This is a genomic window from Nocardia anaemiae NBRC 100462 (assembly GCF_001612725.1).
GTDB classification, from domain to species: Bacteria; Actinomycetota; Actinomycetes; order Mycobacteriales; family Mycobacteriaceae; genus Nocardia; species Nocardia anaemiae.
In genome coordinates this window covers 1-22376 of sequence record NZ_BDAZ01000054.1, presented here as the reverse complement: position 1 = coordinate 22376, position 22376 = coordinate 1, and the positions used below count along the sequence as shown (strand labels likewise).

General features: G+C 65.0%; 22 protein-coding genes, 1 tRNA gene and 1 pseudogene. 13 read left to right on the top strand and 11 right to left on the bottom strand.

Translation table 11 applies throughout. The features are described from left to right. Positions 1 to 80: 80 nt before the first annotated feature. Positions 81 to 1001: an NADP-dependent oxidoreductase gene (locus NA5_RS27750; protein ID WP_062991212.1), complete on the top strand. Its 921-nt coding sequence runs from the start codon at positions 81 to 83 to the stop codon at positions 999 to 1001. Here the strand turns inward: NA5_RS27750 and NA5_RS27745 are convergent. Beyond that, complete coding sequence (locus tag NA5_RS27745) at positions 998 to 1624, bottom strand: TenA family protein (RefSeq protein ID WP_245672426.1); 627 nt, start codon at positions 1622 to 1624, stop codon at positions 998 to 1000. The genes NA5_RS27750 and NA5_RS27745 overlap by 4 nt on opposite strands. Positions 1625 to 1695: 71 nt before the next feature. Between NA5_RS27745 and NA5_RS27740 the strand changes: the two genes are divergently transcribed. Further along, positions 1696 to 2961 (top strand): phthiocerol/phthiodiolone dimycocerosyl transferase family protein, encoded by a 1266-nt coding sequence (locus NA5_RS27740; RefSeq protein WP_245672425.1) that lies wholly within the window; start codon positions 1696 to 1698, stop codon positions 2959 to 2961. Between the two features lie 5 nt (positions 2962 to 2966). On the opposite strand, the gene NA5_RS27735 is transcribed toward NA5_RS27740, so the two are convergent. Continuing rightward, positions 2967 to 3362: a PPOX class F420-dependent oxidoreductase gene (locus NA5_RS27735; protein ID WP_062991210.1), complete on the bottom strand. Its 396-nt coding sequence runs from the start codon at positions 3360 to 3362 to the stop codon at positions 2967 to 2969. 48 nt (positions 3363 to 3410) lie between these two features. Between NA5_RS27735 and NA5_RS27730 the strand changes: the two genes are divergently transcribed. After that, entirely contained in the window at positions 3411 to 3833 is a 423-nt protein-coding gene (locus tag NA5_RS27730; protein WP_174555279.1) for a MarR family winged helix-turn-helix transcriptional regulator, read from the top strand. A 59-nt stretch (positions 3834 to 3892) separates the two neighbouring features. After that, positions 3893 to 5338, top strand: a complete 1446-nt coding sequence (locus NA5_RS27725) for a molybdopterin-dependent oxidoreductase (RefSeq protein ID WP_062991208.1) — start codon at positions 3893 to 3895, stop codon at positions 5336 to 5338. A gap of 40 nt (positions 5339 to 5378) precedes the next feature. Here the strand turns inward: NA5_RS27725 and NA5_RS27720 are convergent, their stop codons facing one another. Then, a complete protein-coding gene (locus NA5_RS27720; RefSeq protein WP_062991345.1) occupies positions 5379 to 7340 on the bottom strand; it encodes a TPM domain-containing protein in 1962 nt (653 codons plus the stop codon). Between the two features lie 30 nt (positions 7341 to 7370). Between NA5_RS27720 and NA5_RS27715 the strand changes: the two genes are divergently transcribed. After that, a complete protein-coding gene (locus NA5_RS27715) occupies positions 7371 to 8045 on the top strand; it encodes an MBL fold metallo-hydrolase (protein WP_062991206.1) in 675 nt (224 codons plus the stop codon). Between the two features lie 3 nt (positions 8046 to 8048). On the opposite strand, the gene NA5_RS27710 is transcribed toward NA5_RS27715, so the two are convergent. Next, a complete protein-coding gene (locus NA5_RS27710; RefSeq protein WP_062991204.1) occupies positions 8049 to 8918 on the bottom strand; it encodes an NAD(P)-dependent oxidoreductase in 870 nt (289 codons plus the stop codon). Between the two features lie 175 nt (positions 8919 to 9093). Here NA5_RS27710 and NA5_RS27705 point away from each other — a divergent pair, with 175 nt between their 5' ends. The 3 genes from NA5_RS27705 to dnaG are packed head-to-tail and all read left to right on the top strand — an operon-like array spanning position 9094 to position 12991. Beyond that, positions 9094 to 9777 carry a YdcF family protein gene (locus NA5_RS27705; protein ID WP_062991202.1) on the top strand — a complete coding sequence of 228 codons (684 nt, stop codon included), beginning with the start codon at positions 9094 to 9096 and terminating at the stop codon, positions 9775 to 9777. Between the two features lie 6 nt (positions 9778 to 9783). After that, entirely contained in the window at positions 9784 to 11025 is a 1242-nt protein-coding gene (locus tag NA5_RS27700; protein ID WP_062991200.1) for a deoxyguanosinetriphosphate triphosphohydrolase, read from the top strand. Between the two features lie 46 nt (positions 11026 to 11071). Beyond that, positions 11072 to 12991 carry a DNA primase gene (dnaG, locus tag NA5_RS27695; RefSeq protein ID WP_062991198.1) on the top strand — a complete coding sequence of 640 codons (1920 nt, stop codon included), beginning with the start codon at positions 11072 to 11074 and terminating at the stop codon, positions 12989 to 12991. Between the two features lie 159 nt (positions 12992 to 13150). Here the strand turns inward: dnaG and NA5_RS27690 are convergent, their stop codons facing one another. After that, positions 13151 to 13396: a hypothetical protein gene (locus NA5_RS27690; protein ID WP_040688111.1), complete on the bottom strand. Its 246-nt coding sequence runs from the start codon at positions 13394 to 13396 to the stop codon at positions 13151 to 13153. A 213-nt stretch (positions 13397 to 13609) separates the two neighbouring features. Here NA5_RS27690 and NA5_RS27685 point away from each other — a divergent pair. Beyond that, a tRNA-Asn gene (locus NA5_RS27685) sits at positions 13610 to 13682 on the top strand. Positions 13683 to 14014: 332 nt separating this feature from the next. Here the strand turns inward: NA5_RS27685 and NA5_RS27680 are convergent. The 6 genes and pseudogenes from NA5_RS27680 to NA5_RS40700 all read right to left on the bottom strand — a co-directional run bounded on the left by NA5_RS27680 (position 14015) and on the right by NA5_RS40700 (position 17673). Continuing rightward, positions 14015 to 14479: a DUF3291 domain-containing protein gene (locus NA5_RS27680; protein WP_062991196.1), complete on the bottom strand. Its 465-nt coding sequence runs from the start codon at positions 14477 to 14479 to the stop codon at positions 14015 to 14017. 31 nt (positions 14480 to 14510) lie between these two features. Then, positions 14511 to 15158 (bottom strand): helix-turn-helix transcriptional regulator, encoded by a 648-nt coding sequence (locus NA5_RS27675; protein WP_062991194.1) that lies wholly within the window; start codon positions 15156 to 15158, stop codon positions 14511 to 14513. 428 nt (positions 15159 to 15586) lie between these two features. Beyond that, complete coding sequence (locus tag NA5_RS42920) at positions 15587 to 15967, bottom strand: ABC transporter permease (protein WP_084484468.1); 381 nt, start codon at positions 15965 to 15967, stop codon at positions 15587 to 15589. A gap of 94 nt (positions 15968 to 16061) precedes the next feature. Next, positions 16062 to 16319, bottom strand: a pseudogene (locus NA5_RS43300) (ABC transporter permease); the annotation flags it as partial. 62 nt (positions 16320 to 16381) lie between these two features. Continuing rightward, positions 16382 to 17353: an ATP-binding cassette domain-containing protein gene (locus NA5_RS27660; protein WP_062991187.1), complete on the bottom strand. Its 972-nt coding sequence runs from the start codon at positions 17351 to 17353 to the stop codon at positions 16382 to 16384. Positions 17354 to 17355: 2 nt separating this feature from the next. Further along, on the bottom strand, positions 17356 to 17673 hold the full coding sequence (locus NA5_RS40700) for a hypothetical protein (RefSeq protein ID WP_062991185.1): 318 nt from the start codon (positions 17671 to 17673) through the stop codon (positions 17356 to 17358). Positions 17674 to 17744: 71 nt separating this feature from the next. Between NA5_RS40700 and NA5_RS27650 the strand changes: the two genes are divergently transcribed. The 4 genes from NA5_RS27650 (at position 17745) to NA5_RS27635 (ending at position 21900) form a co-directional block, all read left to right on the top strand. Beyond that, on the top strand, positions 17745 to 18500 hold the full coding sequence (locus NA5_RS27650; RefSeq protein WP_062991183.1) for a TetR/AcrR family transcriptional regulator: 756 nt from the start codon (positions 17745 to 17747) through the stop codon (positions 18498 to 18500). A 992-nt stretch (positions 18501 to 19492) separates the two neighbouring features. Further along, complete coding sequence (locus NA5_RS27645) at positions 19493 to 20287, top strand: GntR family transcriptional regulator (protein WP_062991181.1); 795 nt, start codon at positions 19493 to 19495, stop codon at positions 20285 to 20287. A 1-nt stretch (position 20288) separates the two neighbouring features. Further along, entirely contained in the window at positions 20289 to 21059 is a 771-nt protein-coding gene (locus tag NA5_RS27640; protein ID WP_062991179.1) for a glycosyltransferase, read from the top strand. A gap of 307 nt (positions 21060 to 21366) precedes the next feature. Continuing rightward, the gene (locus NA5_RS27635) at positions 21367 to 21900 is read left to right on the top strand and encodes a hypothetical protein (protein WP_062991177.1); all 534 of its coding nucleotides are present in this window, start codon (positions 21367 to 21369) and stop codon (positions 21898 to 21900) included. The last annotated feature ends 476 nt before the right edge of the window (positions 21901 to 22376 follow it).

The window sequence follows — 22376 nt, the reverse complement described above, 5'->3', positions numbered from 1 at the left end:
CGAGGATCGTCGGTGCATGGAAATTTCCGACCGGGTTACTCGGTTGACGGCGTATGTCACCGAGTAGGCGGGAGCCGGATATGGCAAGAGCTGTGAAGTTCGATCGTTATGGCGGAATCGAAGAGCTGAAGGTCGTCGAGGTGCCGACGCCGAAGGCAGGACCCGGTCGGGTCGTCGTGGAGGTAGTGGCGGCCGGTATCAATCCAGGGGAGGGATATATCCGTTCGGGTGCGATGCACGAGCGCTGGCCCGCGACATTCCCCTCGGGTGAGGGTACCGATTTCGCGGGTCGCGTCGTCGAGCTGGGCTCCGGCGTAGGCGGGATCGAGGTCGGCGCCGAGGTGCTCGGATTCACCGATGAGCGGGCCAGTCATGCCACGCACGTGGTGGTGCCCGCCGAACAGGTGACGCTCAAGCCAGGGAAACTGGATTGGGATGTGGCGGGATCGTTGTATGTCGCTGGGACAACGGCTTTCGCCGCCGTGCGGGCCGTGGATCCGCAAGCGGGCGATACCGTCGCGGTTTCGGGAGCGGCGGGTGGCGTCGGCTCGATCGTCGTACAACTGCTGCGGGCCAGGGGCGCAACGGTTCTCGGCATCGCGAGCGAGGTCAATCACGATTGGCTGCGCAAGGTCGGGGTGATTCCGGTGGCCTATGGGGAGGGACTGATCGACCGGATCCGTGCGGCCGCCCCGGATGGTGTCGACGCGTTCATCGATACCTTCGGTGCCGAATATGTCGATCTCGCAATCGAACTCGGCATTTCGGTGGAACGCATCGACACCATCATCAACTTTGCGGCCGCCGAGAGGTACGGCGTGAAGACCGACGGCAACGCCGCCGCGGGCACCATCGATGTGCTTGCCGAACTGGCCGATCTGGCCGCCGCTGGCACCATCGAGGTACCCATCGCGGCTGTTTATCCGCTCGACAAGGTCCAGGAGGCGTATCAGGAACTGGAGCAGCGCCACACGCGCGGCAAGATCGTGCTGCACCCCTAGCCGGGCACATCCCAGAATTCGTATTCGTGGCGCATGCCCCGCAGGAATAGCGCTTCCGCGCGCGCAGGGTCGGCACCCGCCTCATCGAGCATCTGCCCGCAGCGGCGGGTGAGCGCCGCGAATCCGGGATCGGCGTAGGTGTCGACCCAGCGCCGGTAGCGCGGTTCCGGCGGCGGATTCTCGGCCAAGATCGCGCCGAGGGTCGAATAGCCCCACATGCACGGGTACAGCGCCGCCAGTCCGTCGGCGTAGGACGCGGCCGACTCCAGCAGGAATGCGGTGTAGGCCGCGCACGGCGCGCCTTTCGTCGCGCCGTCGAGATCCGCGCCGAATTCGGCGGCCAGCGACCGATGCAGGGACAGTTCCTCGTGATAGGTGGCGTGCGCCAGATCCACCAGATCGCCGAGATGTGCCGCGGGCGCCTGCCAAGCCAGCCGGGTGAATACCCGCACATAGTCCAGCAGGAACAGATAGTCCTGTTCGAGCCAGGACCGGAAGACCGGTGCGGGCAGATCGCCGCTGGCGATGCCCGCCACCGTCGGATGCGCCAGCTGGCTCACCACCAGCGGAAAACCCAGCTCCTCGAGATGCGCCGTGATACCGATGTGTGCCGCGGGACTCATGTGGGCAGTCTCTCTCAGTCCGAGTGACTTCGGGTTTGCGCCCCGGTGGTAGTTGCCGCACGCTGACCCATGTGTTGTGGGATGAGGAGGTTTTGGTGCGGGTGTTGGGTGCCTCGGAACAGCGTTTCGTGCGGGCGGGGACCTACACCGGACGATCGGTCACGGTCGTCGGTGATCTCGATACGAGTGCCTTGGGGGCGGCCTTCACCGCGTTACAGCATGCCTATCCCGTAGTGACCTGCCGGATCGGCGAGGATGCCACCGGCCGCGGCTATCTGCTGCGACGCGGCGAAACCCCGGAGATCGGTATGACGGCGAGTCTCGGTGATCCGGATCCCATTCGCATTCCGGAGCCGATCGATCCGGCCGGACAGCTGGCCTACCTGGATGTCGTGTACTCCGAGCGGGGCCGCGCACGCGTCACGCTCTTCGCCCACCACAGCATCGCCGACGCGGGCCACTGCGTCGAACTGCTGTCCCGACTATGGGACTTCTACACCGATTACGTCGAATCCGGGACGACAACCGTTGTGCCGCATGACTATCCGCAGTCGCTGGAATGGCATGTATCGGCACGTGGGATCGTCCGCTCTTCGGTCTCCGGCTTCGAGGACGTGACCAAGCCGCTGCAGCCCGTGGTCATTCCGCCCGCACCCGCGATCCCCGCACCCGCCGCGCTGGACCGGCCGCGGCGCATCGTCTTGGACGAGGAGGCCAGCGCCCGCATCATCGGCCTCGGGCGCTGTCCGGGGGTGACGGTGAATGGTCTGATCACCGCCGCCCTGCTGCGCGCCTTCGCCGAGCAAAAGGCCAACGCCACCGGCGATCCGGTGCCGCTCGGCTGCCTGTATCCGGTGGATTTGCGCAGCCGCCTCGACCCGCCGGTCGCGCGTGCCGAGGGCACCAATATGGCGGGTCTGGCCTCTTTCGCCGCGGCGGTCGACCTCTGCGCCGACATTCTCGAACTGGCCCAATACATTTCGGCCCGATTGCGTCACGATCTGGCCGAGGGCATCGTCCAGCAATCGGTGCTGCACTTCCCGGATTACTTCGGCCCCAACCGGATCCACTCCCTGGCCGGGCACATCGCGGTGACGAATACCGGTGCCGTGCCCGCCTTCCGCATCCCCGCCAATATCGCGCTGACCGACTACGAGATCGTTTACGTCTCCGCCCATCCGCGCCCGTCCGCGGGTGCTTCGGCGGCAATCACCTTCCTGGTCTACACCTTCGAGGGTCGACTGACGGTCGGGGTGCTCGGCGGCGATGCCGACCGGCTGGTGTCCGCGGTGCGCGACGAATTGACGGCTCTGGCCGGGGAGGCCGTCAACTCCTGAGGCCGCTATTGGTAGGTGGCGTGCGTCGGACGCATGACGAGCACGACCCGGCGCGGATGGTCGGCGACCGGACGCTGATACGGCAGGTCGTAGCGGCGTGCGAGCACATCGAAGAATTCGCCGTTCGGATCGGGTTCGATGGCCTCGATGACGCCGCGGACCTCGAGGTAGCGGTAGGGCTTGTCCGGATCGTTGATGCTCACCGCGACTTCGGGATTCTGCTTGGTGTTGACCGCCTTGCGCCGATCGATCGTGGTGGTGAAGCGCAGGCGCCCGCCATCCCACACCTGCCACACCGGCGTCACCTGTGGAGTGCCGTCCGGGTTGAGCGTGGCGAGATGGGCGAACAGCGGCCGGGATAGCAAATCGGCGTGGCTCTCAGGGATTACGGGATTGTCCATACTCCGAAGACTATCAAGGCTTTGATAGTTCAGCTATCTTTGACACTTATGAAGTTGCCCGCGGAGCAGCGGCTCGGTCTGGACCTCAAGCGCGCCGAGCAGGAGCTGATGGCCGTCAAACACGAGGCCGTCAAACCGCTTACGGTGCCGCAGTACGCCGCGCTCTACGCGCTGTCGGAGCATCCGGGCATCTCCGCCGCCGCCCTCGCCCGCGAATGTCTGGTGACACCGCAGGCGATGACAGTCGTGCTGAAAAACCTGCAGGAGCGCGGTTTCGTGGAACGAACGCCGCATCCCTGGCATCGCGGTGTGCTCGAAACCCGCCTGACCCCGGCGGGTCGCAAAGCATTCGCCAAGGCCGATGCCAAGGCCGCCGCCATCGAGCGCCGAGTGGCCGCCGCCTTCAGTGCGAAGGAGCGCGAACTGTTGCGAGAGTTGTTGGCCCGGTTCACCGAGGCGCTGCGGGAGTGAGGCGCGGTAGGTTCGTAGCGAATGCACGGTTGTGATCGAGGAAAGCGGGTGTTCGAACGGTGCGAACGAACGGAGAACGCCGTGGCGCGCTCAGTGCCGCCGCGATCGGCATCGGGGCGCTGGGTGTCGGCGAGTTGATCGCGGCCTCGCGCGGTGATTCGCTGATCGATGCGATCGGCCGGGTCATGGCCGACACCGCGCCGGTGCCGGTGGTCGAGACGACCGTCGCACTGTCCGGCAAGCACGACAAGGCCGTGACGCGCCTCGGTGTCGGCGCCGGTGCGGTCGCCGCGACGGCTGGGCTCGGTGCGCTTTCCGATCAGGCGCGAACGCCCGCCGTCGCCGCTTTCGGCGCTGCCGCAGCCGCATTGGGATTCCGTCGACCGACCCGATCGCCCGCCACCGTCGCCGGTGCGGCCGCAGCCGCGGGTGTGCTCGGTCTCGGGCTGCGCAGGCGGCCCCGTCGGCCGTTCGGTGCGCTGCTGTGGGCGGGTGCAGGTGCCGGACTGCTGACCGGGGCGCGGGCGCTGATTCGTGACTACGACCGCAGGCAGCGCGATGCGATCCGTCGGGTCGGCCCGCTCGGTGGGATTTCCATGGTGCCGCAGGACGGGTTGGAGGGCGAGCCCGGTCTGTCGCCACTGATCACCGCGAACCGGAGTTTTTATGTCGCCGACGTCAATCTGAGTCCGCCGCGGATCGATCCGACGCGCTGGCGGCTCGCGGTCACCGGCAAGGTCGCCCATCCACTGCGCCTGTCGCTGGCCGAATTGGCCACGGACGCAGTGGAATTCGATGCGGTCATGGTGTGCGTGCACAACCGTCCCGGTGAGCGCCGCGCGGGTAACGGCCGCTGGTACGGGGTGCCGCTGGCCGAATTGCTCGAGCACGCGATTCCCGAAACCGGTGCCACCCGGCTGGTGACCAGGGCCGTCGACGGGTACACCATCTCACTGCCGGTGGAACCGCTGCGCTGCGGTGCCTGGCCCGGATATCTGGTGATCGGCGTGAACGGTGAGCCGCTCGCCCCGGAGCACGGATTCCCCGCCCGCGTGTTCGTGCCCGGGCTCTACGGCCAGTACACCGGCGCCAAATGGCTTGCCGAACTGGAACTCACCGACGACAGCCACATCGACTACTGGTGGAAGCGGGGTTGGCCGTCGGAACCGATCTGGGTGACACCCCAGGCCCGCATCGATGTCACCGCGCCGGGCCGGGCGGCCGCGGGCAGCACCACCATCGCCGGTGTCGCATGGGCGCCGCCGCACGGCGTCGAAGCCGTCGAGCTGCGCATCGATGAAGGCGATTGGCGCCCAGTGGATCTCGGCACCGAACTCGCCCCGGCTGCCTGGCGCCGCTGGCGCACCACCGTCGACCTGCCCGCAGGCGAACACACGATCCAGGCCCGCGCCATCAGCCGATCCGGTGAGATCCAAGACGGTATCTCGCGCTCGCCGTTCCCCTCCGGGCCAACCGGCTTGCACAGCGTCACCCTCGAGATCTGAGCGCCCAGATAGCTTCTGCCGGGTGGCCGCACACCATTCTTCAGAACCGGCCGCCCTGGCTGATGCGGCGGGATCCGCTGGAGCCGCCGTACGAAGCGGGTGTGTAGCCGCCGGAGCGTTGGTGGGTGGCGTCGCGCAGCAGTCCCTCGATCAGGATTCCGCCGAGTACCGCACCCGCCTGCGCGGTGCCCGATGGCGGCTGGCTGTTCTCCCAGGCGCGCACGCTGGCCTGCGCCGCTTGTAATGCGCGGCCACCCAGGTCGGCAGCTGCCTGTGCACTGGCCAGTGCTTGGGCGGGGTCGGTAATGGAAAGTTGTTGTGCCGCATCGAGATTGCGCTGTGCCTCGGACAAGCGGGTACGTGCCTGTGCGTCGATACCGCCGCGGCGGGTGCTGATGTAGTCGGATGCCGCGCCGATCCTGGCGCGGGCATCGATGAGGGCCCGGTCCAGTCGGCGCTGGAGGTCTTCGGCGGCCAGTTTGCGGTCGGTGGCGGCGGCATTGGCGAGGTCCAGCGCATTGTCGGCGGCGACGGCGTTGTGGAAGGCGTCCAATGGGTCGCTGGTCGCGGTGGCGGTGGCGATGGTCAGCGCCGTTTCCGCCGCGGTGATGGCGGCGTGCAGATCGACACCGCCATAGCCCGACAGGTCCTTCGCGGTGGCGATATCGGCGCGCAGTTCTTCGAGTACGGCGGGCAGGCCGTCACTCGCCTGCTGGATATTCGTCGCCGCATTGTCGACGGCGTCGAGCAGCGTACGAGCCTGTCCCACAGCCGCCTCCGCGGCCCGGATCGCGGCGACCGCGCCGCCCTGTTTGCCGACCGGCTGAGTGAGGGCGGCGCGCCCCACATCGATGTTCTGCTCCGCGAAGGTGATTCGCTCGCGGGCCATGGTCACGTTGTCTCGGATCGGGGCGAGCACGCTGGCCGGATACGCTCTGGTGAGCCGGGTGAGTTCGGCTTCCGAACCCGGCACGCGCCCCGTCAACTCGACCAAATCCCGTGTCAGCCCGTCCAATCGATCGGGCGCATTGATCAGCAAATCGCGCATCGCATCGAATTCGGCTACCTGAGCGTCGAGTTCCCGATCGGCCCGCCCGACCGTGCCGATCAGATCGACCAGCATGGTGCGCTGCTGATCCGCTGTCTCGGGAACAGCGTCATCGAGCCGCTGTCTGATCGAGAATGCTTTGGCGGCAGCCGATTTCGCATTCGCCAGCGCGGTGCTGAAGCGGGTGACCGCGGTATCGCCGAATTCACCGGTCGCCAACTCCAACTCCTCGGCGCTGGTCCGCATCGCATTATCGATCTCGACCAGCACCTCCTTCGAACGGTCCTGCAACGCATCCAGCGATAATGCCGCGAGCGCAGCGGAATTACCGGGATCCACCTGCCGTGCCGCCGTCAACTCCGCACGCTTGCGATCGGCGCGCCGCTTGCGCGAATACAGCACCAGCCCAACGACAATCAGCACGATCATGAGGGCAACGAACAGCAGCGTCCGCAGGCTGACCCCACCGCCGCGCATCGCCGAATCCAGCCCATCGGCCATCGCGACCCCGGCATCGGCCCACTGGCCGTTGCGCAGCGCGGGCTCCACCTCACGCGTCAATACGCTGTCCAACTCGGAATCGCTGACACTGCTCGGCAACTCGCCGTTGAACCAATACGCGCGATCCTCGGTGGCAACGGCCAGCAACAGATCACGCCCACCGAATCCGGACATCGTCGCGGTGCGACCGGCCCACCCCTGTGGACTCATCCCGTTGAAATCGTGCACATAGACGACCCAGAGCCGCATCTGCTGATCGGCGTAGAGGTCGTCGATCGCCGCTGACACCCGATCGAGTTGCCCTTGATCGAGCACCTGCGCCGAGTCGACGACATACGTTCCCATCCGCAGGGGTGGCTCGGCGCCGACCGAGCCTGCGGCCAGCACGACACAGACGAACGCTGCCACTACGGCGACCCAGCGGATTCGACGAATCGGCGCTATCGACGGCATGGGATGAATGTAGCTGGCTAGCATCGAACTGTGATCACGATCGACCTGCCGTACACCGGTCACGTGTCCCCTGGATCGAATCCGCAACAGCGGGACGTCCCCGGTGCCCGCATAATCAAAATGTCCGTCGGTGGCATGGACAACAACTGCTATCTAGTGCAGTGCACCGCCACCGGCGCGGCACTGCTCATCGACGCCGCCAATGAAGCCGACCGCATCATCGAACTCGTCGACCAGGAGACGCCGGGCCGCGTCGCCCTGGTCGTCACCACCCATCAGCATCGCGACCATTGGTGGGCCTTGGAAAAGGTCGCGGCGGCCACCGGCGCACCGACCGCCGTGCATCCACTCGATGCCGAACCGCTCCCGGTGCGTCCCTCCCGATTACTCGCCGACGGCGACCTGATCGAGATCGGCGAGCTGGCCTTCGAGGTCGTCCACCTGCGCGGACACACGCCGGGCTCGGTTGCCCTCGCCCTGGTAGACGGCCCGGGCGTGCACCTGTTCACCGGTGACTCGCTTTTCCCGGGCGGTGTCGGCCGCACCACCAACCCGGCAGATTTCAACTCCCTCTACACCGACGTCACCAGCAAGCTCTTCGATCGCTATCCGGACGACGCCGTCGTCTATCCCGGTCACGGCGACGACACCACGCTCGGCGCCGAACGCCCGCACCTCGGGGAATGGCGCGAACGCGGCTGGTAGCCCTTATGCGGCGCGCGGGTTGAGACTTTCGAACATCCGCTCGCTGCTGTCCGCACCGTAGCCGTCGGCGACTTGGCGATCGACGAGATTCTTGATCGCGCCGACGACGTCCAGGTCCACACCCGCATCGCGGCTGGCCGACACGATGGCATCCACCGCGGCCTTGGTGAAATCCAAGGGCTGCAACGGTTTCGAGTAATCGCCGGAGTCGATGGTGGCTCCGGCCCTCGACAGTGATCCGGTCATCGCCGCGATCCAGCCGGACGCGCGTTGTCCGAAGTCCTCGGCCGACATGCCGATCGCGCGAACCATCGCCGCGCCGTGATAGAAGCCCGCGAACATGGCGTACATCCCGGCGAGCAGGGCGAAGTCGACCAGTGCCGCCTGCCCGGCGTCGGTGCCGAAATACTCTGCGCTGCCGAGTAATTCGAGTGTGGCGCGATGGTCGTCGAAGAGCCGGCGGGAGCCGCTGTAGAGCACCGACGAGCCGGGCCGGCCGATCATCGGCGGGACGGCCATGATGCCGCCGTCGAGGAAGTCGATGCCGTGGTCCGCGGCCCATTCGGCCAGTTCACGCGATCCGCGCGGCTCGGTGCTGGTCAGGTTGACCAGCGCGCGACCGGCGAGGACATCGGTCACCGGATCGAGTACCTCGTGCACGGACCGATGGTCCAACAGGCACGCCACTACGAGATCGCTCGCGGCGACCGCCTCGGCCACCGTCTGGGCCGACTTCGCCCCTGCCGCAACGAGTTCCGCGTCTCGACCGGCACTGCGATTCCAGACTGTAGTCGGATGTCCGGCTCCTACGAAGGCCGCGGCCAGCGCCTGTCCCATCGCGCCGAGCCCGAGAACCGTCACGGATGTCGTCATGTATCCACTCCTGAAAGGTATGAGATTTGGATTGGCGCCGGATCCATTCTCGATTCGTTGCTGCATAAACGACAAGTACTGACTAATAAGTTCAGTACTAACCAAAAGGTAAGCATCGCCGATCGATATCCGCCGGTTACGTTCTCGTCGTGGGTGACCTGGCAAACTTGATGAGGTGAATTCGGCGACCCTGGCCTCGGCTACCGGATCCGGCCCGTCCCGCGGCGTCGGAGGCGGGCTGGTGCGCTGGGCGCGTCGGCTGGTCCTCGGCGCGATCTTGATGGGGGCGGTGCTGGTCGGCGGCACCGCATTCCGGGTCTGGCAGGTGGCGCGAATCGACGACTACAGCAAGGCGGATGCGATCGTCGTCCTCGGCGCCGCGCAATACTCCGGCACACCGTCGACGGTGTTCGAGGCACGACTGGACCAGGCCTACAAGCTGTTCAAGGCCGGTGTCGCACCCAAGGTGATCACCGTCGGCGGTAAGCAGGAGGGCGATCTGTACACCGAGGCAGCCTCGGGCAAGAACTACCTGGAGGAGCGTGGCATACCGAGCGACCGGATCCTCGCCGTGGAAACAGGTTCGGACACGCTGCGCAGCATCGAGGCGGTCGCGACCGCCATGAGCGCCCGCGAGATGTCATCGGCGGTGCTGGTCAGCGATCCGTGGCATTCGCTGCGCACCAGAACCATGGCCCGCGACGCCGGGCTGGAAGCCTGGACCGCGCCGACCCGGACCGGCCCCGCCGTCTACACCAGGGAGTCCCAAGCGCACGGAATCGCAAGGGAGACCGGCGCTTTGCTCTGGTATCAGCTCACGCACTTCTCATCGGACTTCAAATACTCAGCGGGACAGTGAGATTCGATGTATACCGAGCACGACCGCGAGCGCATGGTGGTGGAGGGCGCCAAGACCGCCGGACTCGGCCCGCCGCGCAGTGAATTCGAAACCGGTCACCGCACCGAATTCGCCCGCGACCGAGCCCGCGTGCTGCACTCCGCGGCGTTGCGCAGACTCGCCGACAAAACCCAGGTCATGGGTCCGCGTGACGGTGACACTCCGCGCACACGCTTGACCCATTCGATCGAGGTGGCCCAGATCGGGCGCAGTATCGCCGACGGTCTCGGCTGCGATCCGGATCTGGTCGACCTGGCCGGATTGGCGCACGATATCGGTCACCCGCCCTACGGCCACAATGGCGAGAAGGCCCTCGACATTTTCGCCGACGCGTACGGCGGATTCGAGGGCAATGCGCAGAATCTGCGCATTCTCACCCGGCTGGAACCGAAGGTTCTGGATGCGGACGGCACGAGCGCGGGTTTGAATCTCACCCGCGCCGCACTCGACGCGGCCATCAAATACCCCTGGGGCAGAACAGGTTCGGGCACCAAGTTCGGTGCCTACGATATCGATCTGGATCGGCTGGAATGGGTGCGCAAGGATGCGCCGGACCGTCGCAAGAGCCTCGAATGCCAGATCATGGACTGGTCCGACGATGTCGCGTACTCGGTGCACGATGTGGAGGACGGTGTAATCGCGGGGCGTATCGAATTGCGCGCGCTCGCCGATCCGTCCGAACAAGCGGCACTGGCCGAACTCGGGCACGGCCAGCACCCATCGCTCTCGGTGGACGACCTGATCGGCGCCGCCCAACGCCTGTCCGAACTGCCCGTGGTGGCCGAAGCCGCGTCCTACGACGGCACCATCGCCAGTTCGGTTGCGCTGAAGCGCCTCACCAGTGAACTGGTCGGCCGCTTCGCCACGGCCGCGATCATGGCCACCCGGGAAGTCGCGGGGGACGGGCCGTTGTCCCGCTATGCGGCGGATCTAGAGGTTCCGCCGATCGTTGCCGCCGAGGTCGCGATGCTCAAAACCGTAGCCCTGCGTTACGTGATGTCCGATCTCGTGCACAAGCAGCGGCAGGCCGTGCAGCGCGAGCGAATTCAGGCGGTCGCGACCCGATTGCTCGCGACGGCGCCGCACGGGCTGGATCCGCTGCTGCTCCCGTGGTGGCACGCCGCGCCCGACGACACCGCGCGGATCCGGGTAATCGTGGACCAGATCGCCTCCTATACCGAGAGTCGGCTGGAGCGGGTAGACCCGTGACCAGCCGCTGGGCGTGTCGAGGCCGGACTAGCCTAGACTGACCGCCGTGGCCGGACGACTCCCAGATCGCGATATCGCGGCAATACGCGAACGCGTCCGGATCGAGGATGTGGTGGGGGAGTACGTCGCGCTGAAGCGGGCGGGTGCGGACTCCATGAGGGGCCTGTGCCCATTCCACGACGAGAAGTCGCCGTCGTTCCACGTGCGGCCCAACCACGGCCTGTACCACTGCTTCGGCTGCGGTGAGGGCGGCGATGTCTTCGCCTTCCTGCAGAAGGTCGAGCACATCGGCTTCGTCGAGGCGGTCGAGCAGCTCGCCGATCGGATCGGCTACCAGATCAACTACGAGGGCGGCGGCACCTCGGTGCAGCGCGACCGCGGCACCAGGGCCAGATTGGTCGCCGCCAATGCCGCCGCGCACGAGTTCTACATGGCCAAACTGCGCGAGCCCGACGCCGAGGTGGCGCGCAAGTTTCTGACCGACCGCAACTTCGACGGCAATGCTGCCCAGCAATTCGGCTGCGGCTACGCTCCGGCGGGCTGGGATACGCTCACGAAACATCTGCTGCGCAAGGGTTTCGACTTCAAGGAGTTGGAGGCGGCCGGGCTGTCACGGCAGGGGCAGCGCGGCCCGATCGACCGCTTCCACCGGCGGCTGCTGTGGCCGATCCGCAATCTCGGCGGTGACGTGATCGGCTTCGGCGCGCGCAAGCTCTTCGATGACGACACCATGCCCGGCAAGTACATCAATACGCCGGAAACCTTGCTGTACAAGAAGTCTCAGGTGCTCTTCGGTCTGGACCACGCCAAGCGCGAGATCGCCAAGGGGCATCAGGCGGTGGTGGTCGAGGGCTACACCGATGTGATGGCCATGCATCTGGCCGGGGTGAAAACCGCCGTCGCCTCCTGCGGCACCGCCTTCGGTGACGAGCACCTCGCCTTGCTGCGCCGACTGCTCATGGACGACAATTTCTGGCGCGGCGAAATCATCTACACCTTCGACGGTGACGCGGCCGGACAGGCGGCGGCGCTGAAAGCCTTTGCGGGCGACCAGAAGTTGGCCGGGCAGACCTACATCGCCATCGCCCCCGACGGCCAAGACCCGTGTGAACTGCGTCAGCGCTCCGGCGACGGCGCCGTACGCGATCTGGTGGCCCGGCGAACCCCGTTGTACGAGTTCGTGATTCGCGGCCTGCTCGCCGACCACAACCTCGATACCGCCGAGGGGCAGGTGGAGGCGCTGCGCCGCGCCGTGCCGGTGGTGGCGCAGATCAAGGACAACGCGCTGCGCAAGGCGTACGCGACCAAGCTGGCGGGCTGGGTCGGCTGGGACGATATCCAGACCGTGGTGCGGCGGGTCGGTGAGGAAGCCAAGCGCAACCGCAACGGTGGGCGTCCGAACGGCCGTGGACCGGTGTCGCCGCAGCCAAGTGCGGTCGTCGCCGGACATCCGGCCGCGCGTCCCAACCCGAACGACCCGACGCTGCTGCCGCAACGGCAGGCACTCGGTGCGGCACTGCAATATCCGGCGATGGCCGGTGCGGTTTTCGATTCGATCGAGACCGAGGCCTTCACTCATCCGGCCTACGCCGCCGTTCGTGCCATGATCGCCGACGCCGGTGGCACCGCCTCCGGGCTCAGCGGCGCGGAGTGGGTCAATGCGGTGGCGGACGGGACCGATGATCTGACCATGCGTGCGCTGGTCTCCGAGCTGTCGGGTGAGCAGATGCCGGTGAAGTCGGCCAACGACATTCCCCGGTTCATTACCGGCGTGCTGGCTCGGGTCCAGGAAGCCTGGGTCGGTCGTCAGATCGCGGAGCTGAAGTCGAAGCTGCAGCGGGTGTCGTCGACCGAGCAGGCCGAGGCTTATATGGCGCTGTTCGGTGATCTTGTCGCATTGGAGCAGTACCGGAAGAGTCTGCTTACCCAGGCGATGGGGAATCACGACGACTTCGCACCGGCCTGACCAGCTCCGTTCGGTAGTCGCTGCGTGCGATTCCTCGTCCGGCGTATGTCGTAACCAGCGGACTAGCCCACTGACTGCCAGCCGCTGCGGTGCGCTTCGACGATCAGGTGCACCTCTTCGACGGCTAACCGGCAGATGTCCGGCTGGGATCCCGCGAATTCAGCGGCGCAGCTGATCCTGCGGCACCAGAACGGTGGTCCGCTCATCCAGCGGTACCATCGGCTCCAACTTCGCCTGGGTGCTGAGCTTGTCCGACAGCTTCTGCCGCCCGAAGAGAACCAGCTTGCGAGTCACCGGACTCCCGGTGACCGCGCGGGTCGCCGCACTGATCTGTTCATAGCGACCCCGCCCGGCCTTCGTCCCGAGCACATATCCGGCCGCAATGCCGATGATCAACCGCAGCATCTCGTAGAGCTCCTCCCAAAGTGCCTGTGCGCGGCTACCATCCTGCCCGACGCCGGGTACGCCTGTCGATCCGGATCCACCCCCACCGCGCGCCACCCCCAGACACGCCGAAGCCCCCGCATGTCTCCAGGTAGAGACGCGATTTGGGAAGGCGCGCGCCGATACGCTAAAGTTTCACCTCGGCCCGCCCAATACGGACGAGCCAAAGGATAGTCCCCTATAGCTCAATTGGCAGAGCAGCCGACTGTTAATCGGCAGGTTTCTGGTTCGAGTCCAGATGGGGGAGCAAGAATAAGCCCTTGACCAGGAAATATGGTCAGGGGCTTCATTCGTTTGGTCCACTGATCGGTCCCTCACCAAGAAAACGCCAAGATTTCGCACCGAACGTTTCGTCGACCGGTCGTGTCGAAACCTGACCGAGTCGTCCAACGGCGTCACTGTGATGATTCCGAACAGTGCGCGTTCGTCCCGGTTTCGTCGGTTGTGCGGTGCTGAGGCTCGGCCCAACCCACGCTCCTGCCGATTTCAGTCGATTTCGCGAAGCTCGGCCGTGTGGTGGCCTCCGGTCAGTCACTGCATACGCGACGGGCTGCGTTTCGCCTGGTGTTCGGAGCGCGGTCACGCGAACGCTTGGGCGTCCTCGGCCGTGTAGTTCTCCCGCAGTGAGAACGCCAGGGGTGAGGGGCCATTCGCACGCAGCGCTTGCAAGCGGGCCAGCGCATCGTCCAGGGTCGGTATCTGCCCGGCAGGTATCCACCACAGCACGATCATGTCCTCGCGGGGACGCTCGAACCAGTCGCTGCGCCGACGCAGGAATTCCAGATGGCCACTGCGATAGACATAGTCCCAGAACGCTTCTCGCGTCTCCCACGTCGACAGGTTGACGATGACGTTCTCGCCGAGCGGGCGCATGGAGGTGGCGTCCACCCCGGAATCGTCCACCATGCGCCATAGATAGCCCGGTGAGCGCTCGGCGAGAGCATTGATCGGCTCGAGCATGGAGGTGAAGCCGGCCATGCGTGGGTCGTCCAGAGGGTGCTTGAGGATGGCCGTGTTCAGTTCGGCGAGGTGGTAACCGGTCATGCGGTCACTTCACCATGCCCGGAACTCTATGTCAATCTTCATTGATTTTAGAGAGTTCGACGGCGGCGCAGCAGATTCCGGGGCGGGCGTCGATGCGCACATGCACCTCCGCCGAGTCCCCGAACAGACCCTGCAGCAAGGCGAGGTTCATGCCGCACACCAGGGGTGGATACGCCTCGGCGAGGGCATGGAATGGACAGTTACGCATGCGCAGGGTGTCATCGTCGGCGAAGGGCTCATAACCGCGAGCACGAAGTAGATCGGCCACTTCGGACAGGTTGTGCACGGGTTCGCCCCGTGCTGCCCACCCTTGTTCACGGGCCGCCTTCTGCAACTCGACATCCAAGCGTGCCTCCTCGGCGACCTGAGCCAAAAGGCCTGCGGCCGTCCGATAGTCGCGCGGTGGCAGCGAGACCTGATGTTCGGCCACCGCCCGACGGTAGAGCTTGGCGGGCCGTCCCGCGCCCGGCCCCGACCGGCCGGACAGCCGCCGGCTCTCGGTCTCGAGCAACCCCGCCTCGACCAGCTTGTCGAGGTGATGCGCAGCCAGCGTGCGCTGAATCCCGGCCGCGGTCGCGGCCTCATTGCGACTCACCGGCTCACCACGAGCCGCGACATAGTCATACAGCCGCCGTCGAACCGGGTCCTGCAGCACGCCTATGGCACCGATGTCCTTCACCTGCCCATTCTAAGAACAATCGACATCCGAGATAGAAGGCCCCGCCCGCCGCGGGTTCACCCACCCGGAACGTGTAGTCGCGGATTCCACTGGGTGCAGGGCAATCCGTACTTCCCCAGCGCAGCGTGACATACGGCAGACAGTCGCAGGTTCCCCCGTTTTACGCAGCCTGGACCGAAGCGATGCCACGATCAGCTACCCAATCAGGAGCTGACCGACGTCCGCTCATGGCCGCCGAGCGCGCGTTCGACCGGGAAATCAGGGGCACGCAACGCCGTGTCGGCTGCGCCCCTGATCGCTTGCCGGGCAAGGCTTCCCGTGTCTCGGCAATGCGCGGTGTTGCCGACGAGCGTGTGTTGGTCGGCGAGATAGTCACCATCCTGGCTGTTGCGGACTGGGTGCGGATGACGTCGAGGGCCCTACTCCGGCTAACTCATAGATCGCTGAAACAGCACTCCGGCGAGTGCGCCCGCGATGACGGTTATTCCGCCGAACTCGGACAGTGCCAACCATAGGTGATCGCCGACAGCCTGGTTCAGTAGTAGCGCCCGCAGCGCGTCGACGGCCTGGGTTACCGGCTGGTTGGCGAGCACGACCCGTAGCCAACCGGGCATCGTGGCGGTGGGAACCAGTGCGCTGCTGAAGAATACCGGCAGCACGAGGACCGCGCCCAACTGCTGGGTGACCTCGAGGGAGCGGCCGAGCAGCCCGATCAACGCTGCGAGCCAGGACATTCCGAGTGCCACCAATGTCAGCAGGATGACCGCAAGGATCCACCCGCCGAGGCCGGCATGCGGCCGGAAACCGATCGCGAGGCCTACCCCGGTAGTGACCCATCACCCCGAACACGCTGCGTATCAGGTCGGCAACGACATGGCCGGCGATGACCGAGGATTTGGTCATGGGCAGGGTACGAAACCGGTCGACGACACCGTCGTGCATGTCGGCGGCCACGCTGGTCGTGGTGGTCACCGTGGCGAAAACGATGGCGACCATGAGGATCCCGGGCATCACGAAGTCGATGTAGTGCTCGTGCCCGCGGGTGCTGATCGCCCCGCCGAGTAGATAATTCATCAGGACTACGGTCAGCACCGGCTGCAGCGTCACATTGATCAGCTGTTCGGGATCGTGGCGGATATGGCGCAGACTGCGCCGCACCATCTCCCAATAGTCGCTGAGTGCCCAGGTGAACGAGGCTCGGATCACGGGAATCGAGACGACGGTCATGCCGCATCCTTCAGCTCGGGTCGGCGGTGCCCGGTGAGTTGGAAATACACATCGTCGAGATCCGGCTCGCGCACCGCATAGTGCGCGATGTCACCGGCACCCAGGGTGGCATCGAGCATGGCCCGAAGTTGTTTCAGGCCGTCGGTCCCGGTGGCGGGCACCGCGATTCGCACGGTGCGCTGCTCGAGGTCGGTGACGGCCGGATAGCCGTCCAGGCTGGCGGTCAACCGTGCGGCGGCCTGCTCGGAGCTCGCCGTGAGGATGAGTTGTGTGCTGCCCGCGCGGGCCTTCAATTCTGCCGGAGTGCCAGTGGCGACCATCCGGCCGGCGTCGAGGAACACGATCGAATCGGCCAGCGCGTCGGCCTCGTCGAGATACTGTGTGGTCAGCAATACTGTTGTGCCCGTGCGGATCAGGCCGCGCAGTACCTCCCACAATGCGTGCCGGCTCGCAGGATCCAGGCCGGTGGTCGGCTCGTCGAGGAATATGATCGTCGGTTCGCCGATCAGGCTCAGGGCCAGATCGAGCTTGCGGCGCATCCCGCCGGAATAGGTCTTGACCGCCCGCTTGCCGGCCTGGGCCAGGTCGAACAGCTCGAGCAGTTGCGTCGAGCGCTCCCGCACCACCGGCCAGGGCAGTCGTTGCAGGCGGCCGAACATTCGAAGATTCTCCGGCCCCGAGAGCTTGGCGTCGACCGCGACCGACTGTCCGGTCAGGCCGATGTGGGCTTGCACCTGCTCCGGTTCGCGCAGCACGTCGTGCCCGGCGACGCGGGCGGTGCCGGAGTCGGGACGCAGGAGCGTGGACAGGATTCGCACTATCGTGGTCTTGCCCGCCCCGTTGGGGCCGAGTAGCGCGGTCATGGTGCCGGCGGGAACATTGAAGTCGACACCGTGCAGACCGGCCGCGCCGCCGAACTCCTTGGTGACTCCGATCACCGAGATCGCGACCGGGCCTGTCGCGCGCACCGTTACTCCCCGTGCCCGACGCGGCGGGCGATGTATTGCTGCAGGCCCACGAATACATGCGGGGGCTTGGCGTGCCGGCGCACGGCGGTGGCGTTGGAATTCCATCGGGCCGTCCGAACGGCGGCGGCAGCGTTCGCGGTGGTATTCCAGCGCTGCGCTCCGGCCCGACCCGCGGCGTTGACGGTCGTGTTCCAGCGTGCCCCGCGGGTCCGGCCGGAGCGATTGGTTTTGAGTTCCTCGGCCCGAGCATGGTCCGGAAAGCCCGGCAGTCGGTGCATGGCCTGGTGAAGACGCTCCGCGGTGGAGTGGTTGCGGGTCATAATCGTTCCTATTCGTACAACATACGCTCTATTCGTATGTAATACGAAAACCTTATTCGTATGCTGTACGTATGTCAACGCCGGAGTCTGCAGCGGAGAACGCACCGATCTGGGCGCGCCCCGAGCCTGCCGGGCGCAAACCGCGCTTCACCCGGGATCAGATCGCGGCAGCGGCGCTGCACATCGCCGACACCGAGGGCTTCGATGCCGTCACTATGAAACGCATTGCGGCAGAGCTGGGTTCGGGCACCATGACGCTGTACTACTACGTGCGCAACAAGGCCGACATCGTGGCGCTGATGCACGACGCGATCCTGGCCGACGTGCTCGTGCCCGAGGCCGAACTGCGGGCGGGCTGGCATCCGGCCACCGCCGCCATCGCCCGCCGCACCCGCAAGGTGCTGCTGGCCCACCCCTGGTCACCGGCTGTGCTCGCCGATGCCGCGTTCGGCCCGAATGCCATGCGGCACATGGAGCAGAACCTCGCCGCCCTGGCCGAGGTCCGGCTTACCAGGCGGGAAAAATTCGAGCTCATCGCGACGGTCGACGCCTACGTGCTGGGCGCCGCACTGGCGGCCATCGAAACGTTCTCCCGCGCCGCACAGGCCGCTCTCGATCCCGATGCCGCGGCCGCAGCGGTCGAATACGGCATGCAGCTACTCGGCACAGGGGAGTTCCCGCACCTCAACGCGCTCAACGAGCCGCAGACAGCGGACGATTCGCCGTGGCCGCCGGCGGACGAGGACGCGTCGGCCGAGCAGTTCGAACGCGGCCTGGCCGCCCTGCTCGACGGCCTGGCCACGCAACTGAAACTCGACCGAAACTGACTGTGCGCCTTACGGTTCGCAGAACTTCCGCACCCCGGCGGGACAATCACCGCAATTGGCGGTGATGCAAGCATCCAAGGTACGACGAGCGTTCTTCCGGCACGCTGGCTACACCCGACACAAGTACACTGAATTGCCGCTGGGCGTGCGCAGGATGCAGCGAGATCGCCCGCGGTGGTGAGCGTCTGCTCACGCCGAATGCCGTCTACGCGGTTCGGTATCAGATCCGGAAGCCTTCGAGAAGTTCCACACCTGGACGGATGATGACGTCCTACGGACCGCCGTGCGACTTTTGCATCAGGTGCTTCGCGAAGACCTCAGGCTAGTTCGGAGGCCGATGGGACAGGGCTTGGGTCGCGACCGACGTCGCGGCTTGGCAGGCCTGCCCGGGTTCGGTCTGGGTCGGGAGGATGACCTGGGTGTAGAGCAGTTCGCTGAACGCCTCGTCGGTGGCCGAACGATGTTGGCCCGGCCAGGTGTCCCAGCGCTTTGTCGTGAAGCCAAGCGATGGAAAACCCCGGCGCTCAGCCTAGTGCTGCCGTTGAATGTCGGACTCGGCAGCCTGACCCAGGATTTTCCTGAGGGCTCGCCTGTGCCCGGCCGACCCGTATGCCGCGCTCCTGACCAGCGCTGGGGCAAACGTCCTGTCATGCCGCGACCAGGGTGGTCCGCACTGGTAATCGTGTTCATGCTGAATATGGGTTCCTCAACGGATATCGACGTCACCTTCGCTGGTGACGACCTCGTTCTCCGGCTGGTCTGCGCGGCCTACCTTGCCGCTACACCGGCAGCTCCCGCATCCACTGCACTTCAGACCTGCGCCTGTACTTCCGATGGTGTATCGACCTTGAGCTGACGCGGCTGACCATGGTCCGGGCCGAGGTCGAACGATACGTGCAATGGATGCAGGAGCCCCGCCGATTCAAAGCCCCTCATCATCGAAGGGGAACGGCAACCAGATGGTTCAATGGACCCAGTGAATAAGGATTGCTATGCCAGCTAAGTACGAGCTGATCGCCGACAGCTTGCGACAGCGCATCCAGTCCCAAGAGCTACGTCCTGGCGACCGTGTGCCGATTGAAACCGCGCTCGCAGACGACTATCGAGTAAGCGTCCCCACCGTCCGACAGGCATTAGCAGTGCTGCGTCATGAGGGTCTCATCGGGGCCAAGCACGGTGTCGGCACCTATGTCAGGGCACCCCGCATCAAGGTCCGGCGAACCGATGAGCGGCACCAGTGGGAAAAGAACCGTGTGCGGGAACCTGAGTCGGTCCGAAGGTTAAATGGTGCAACGGAGTACGACACCGGTCTCTCTATGCCCGACCTTGCTTTCAGCGCCCGATACAGGACGGCTGAAGCCGCTGACGACTTAGCGGATGCCTTCGGTGTACCAGTCGGTACGAAGCTCCTCCAGCGCGACTACCGAACCCAGTACCGAAGCGAAGACGCACCATTCAGCCTCGTTCGCTCCTACCTCGTCTACGAAGTGGCTGAGGCGAATCCCGATCTGCTTGATGACGATAACGAGCCGTGGCCAGGTGGTACCCAACATCAGCTCTCAACGATCGGCATCGAACTTGCTAGCATCACCGAAGAAGTACATACCCGAATGCCGACGGCAAGCGAAGCAGACGAGTTGGGTATACCGACGACCGGAGTAGCTGTCTTCGATTTGCGCCGCATCGCGATCGATATGAACGGTCGTGTGGTCGAGGTAGCCGATATTGTCCTCCCAGGCGACCGTAGTGAACTTGTGTACACCACTAAATTGAGTCGATGGAGCTGAGATGGATCGCCTTATTTCAGTCATCACACCTGTCTACAATCCGGACCCTGACCACCTGAAGGCAGCATGCGACTCGGTCATGTCCCAGGATTTGCCTCCCGGATGGTCTCTCGAATGGGTTCTACAGGAGGACGGTAACTCTGGCGCAGTCAGCGAACTTCTACGTGGAGTTGACGACCGCATTCGGGTGGGCACTGGCCGCCGCGGTGGAGTCGCACTTACCAGAAATCTCGCTCTCGCCAACTCCAGGGGAGAACTCGTCAAGAATCTCGATGCAGACGACATTCTCACACCTGGCGTTCTCGCCAGGGATATCAACACTCTCACGTCTCACGACGAAATCGCCTGGACCACATCGCGATTGCTCGATCTACTGCCCGACGGCTCCACTGTTGGCTTCGACAACGACCCGCCGCACGGCAAGCTGATTCCGGGCTTCGTCATTGACCATTGGCGTCGCAACAACTTCAGACTTCCTGTCCATCCAACGACAATTTGTATTCGCCGCCGTCTGGTCGTCGCACTCGGTGGCTGGATGGGCGTCCCTGGCTCAGACGACACGGGCATGCTTATTGCTGCTAGCATCCTGGCAACCGGCTTCTTCAACAGCGAGATCGGCCTGCTCTATCGAAAGTGGCCGGGCCAGGAAACCGCCAAGCAAGAGCACAACCTCCGGGATGAATGGAATGCGCGCATGTCGCTCATCAACGAGCGAGCCGAAGCGCTCCTGTCGATGATCGCCGCTGGCAGCTCACATCCATTGGATCACTAGCCACCCCTGTATGTCGTCAATCGCGGCTGTAGCCGTGGAGCCGTCGAGACGAGCGGAGCGAGCAGCCTCAGCCGACGACTACTTGGGTGGAAAGTATCGGCGGCAGGTGAAAAATGGAATGGCGTGCCGTTGACAATCCGCCGCTATCTCGGATGATTGGCGTAGCCTTGCCTCTGCACGTCGATCAGGTCCGGCTATCCTCCCGACCAGCGGGGTCGGATAGGCGTTCCCTTCGAGAGCCTCGAAATTTTCCGATGAAACGGTCCAATTGTCGACGCAGTTTTCTATGCCGAACAGAGGTTGAGCCATGACGGAACGGACGAGATCGTTATCGGTCGGCGAGTTCGTCGACAAGTTGCGGCGGGATGACCTGAAGGCACCATTGACGTTGACCGGTATGGTCAAGCTGGCCGAAGACTCCTCAACCCAGCTCATGTTCGCGGCCGGGACTCGCTGTGACAATTGGATATCGGTAGAACTCAATGCGATTGAAAATGTCGAGATACTGGACGTCGTGCCTTGCGACGACCATACCCATCCACTGGTGACCCTGACGTTCAAGGCGCCTGAGTCACCGGAAGGGGCAATGTACGCAGCGCTGTTGAGCGGCGCTGCTAGACGCCAGGGCACCAACTTGCGCGTTGCGCAACCTCTAGACAGGGGCGTTGGAAGGCCGATACTTGTTCGTTCGGCGCGCGGCAGCGGAGTCCTTACAACGACGTTATCCGGCCATTGCACTGACGTGTGCGCCACTTATGAGATCGATGAAGCCGGACAGGTTTTCGAGTTGTATTCCTGCCGGGACTATGGCGGCGGGGTCTACGGCTGCTACTACCAATGACCAGAAGAAGGCCGCGCTTTCAAGCCGTATCTATGCGGATCCTCTCAATGGATTTTGAGTTCGCGACCGGCATCGGTCCGTCCGTAAAAGCGCTTACGATTACTCGAGCCGCCAACCATCAGTTGCCACCGGTCCAGAAGACTCAGTAGGCGGCGCCACCTTGTAGCTGGGTTCGATCACCCCGTCTTCTTTCCGGCCTGGCACAGCCGGTTGCCACCAATACGTGCCGACATGCTTTTCCACACCGCCATGGCCAAACCTGCACTTGGCGCTGGCTCACCATCGCGCTCCGGCATAGTCCATTCGATCCACATCGAATCGAACGGCAACCGGCAGCGGCCCGCAATTCGTCGCAAAATCCCATCGGGGCCCCACTCGAAACTCGTTCACGGACGCTTTCAGTCAGGTAGGCACGCGGTGAAGTCGGGTTCTTCGGTCGGTTATTCGCGGTTCCCTCCGTGCTCGATCAAACGGCG

Bases quoted from the DNA above. Each gene is read 5' to 3' on its own strand.
- NA5_RS27720 (WP_062991345.1), bottom strand. From the start codon at position 7,340: ATGCCGTCGATAGCGCCGATTCGTCGAATCCGCTGGGTCGCCGTAGTG.
- NA5_RS27650 (WP_062991183.1), top strand. From the start codon at position 17,745: ATGTCAACGCCGGAGTCTGCAGCGGAGAACGCACCGATCTGGGCGCGC.
- NA5_RS27700 (WP_062991200.1), top strand. From the start codon at position 9,784: ATGTATACCGAGCACGACCGCGAGCGCATGGTGGTGGAGGGCGCCAAG.
- NA5_RS27680 (WP_062991196.1), bottom strand. From the start codon at position 14,479: ATGACCGGTTACCACCTCGCCGAACTGAACACGGCCATCCTCAAGCAC.
- NA5_RS27635 (WP_062991177.1), top strand. From the start codon at position 21,367: ATGACGGAACGGACGAGATCGTTATCGGTCGGCGAGTTCGTCGACAAG.
- NA5_RS27735 (WP_062991210.1), bottom strand. From the start codon at position 3,362: ATGGACAATCCCGTAATCCCTGAGAGCCACGCCGATTTGCTATCCCGG.
- NA5_RS27640 (WP_062991179.1), top strand. From the start codon at position 20,289: ATGGATCGCCTTATTTCAGTCATCACACCTGTCTACAATCCGGACCCT.
- NA5_RS27690 (WP_040688111.1), bottom strand. From the start codon at position 13,396: ATGCTGCGGTTGATCATCGGCATTGCGGCCGGATATGTGCTCGGGACG.
- NA5_RS27745 (WP_245672426.1), bottom strand. From the start codon at position 1,624: ATGAGTCCCGCGGCACACATCGGTATCACGGCGCATCTCGAGGAGCTG.
- NA5_RS27710 (WP_062991204.1), bottom strand. From the start codon at position 8,918: ATGACGACATCCGTGACGGTTCTCGGGCTCGGCGCGATGGGACAGGCG.
- NA5_RS27750 (WP_062991212.1), top strand. From the start codon at position 81: ATGGCAAGAGCTGTGAAGTTCGATCGTTATGGCGGAATCGAAGAGCTG.
- NA5_RS27730 (WP_174555279.1), top strand. From the start codon at position 3,411: ATGAAGTTGCCCGCGGAGCAGCGGCTCGGTCTGGACCTCAAGCGCGCC.
- NA5_RS40700 (WP_062991185.1), bottom strand. From the start codon at position 17,673: ATGACCCGCAACCACTCCACCGCGGAGCGTCTTCACCAGGCCATGCAC.
- NA5_RS27645 (WP_062991181.1), top strand. From the start codon at position 19,493: ATGCCAGCTAAGTACGAGCTGATCGCCGACAGCTTGCGACAGCGCATC.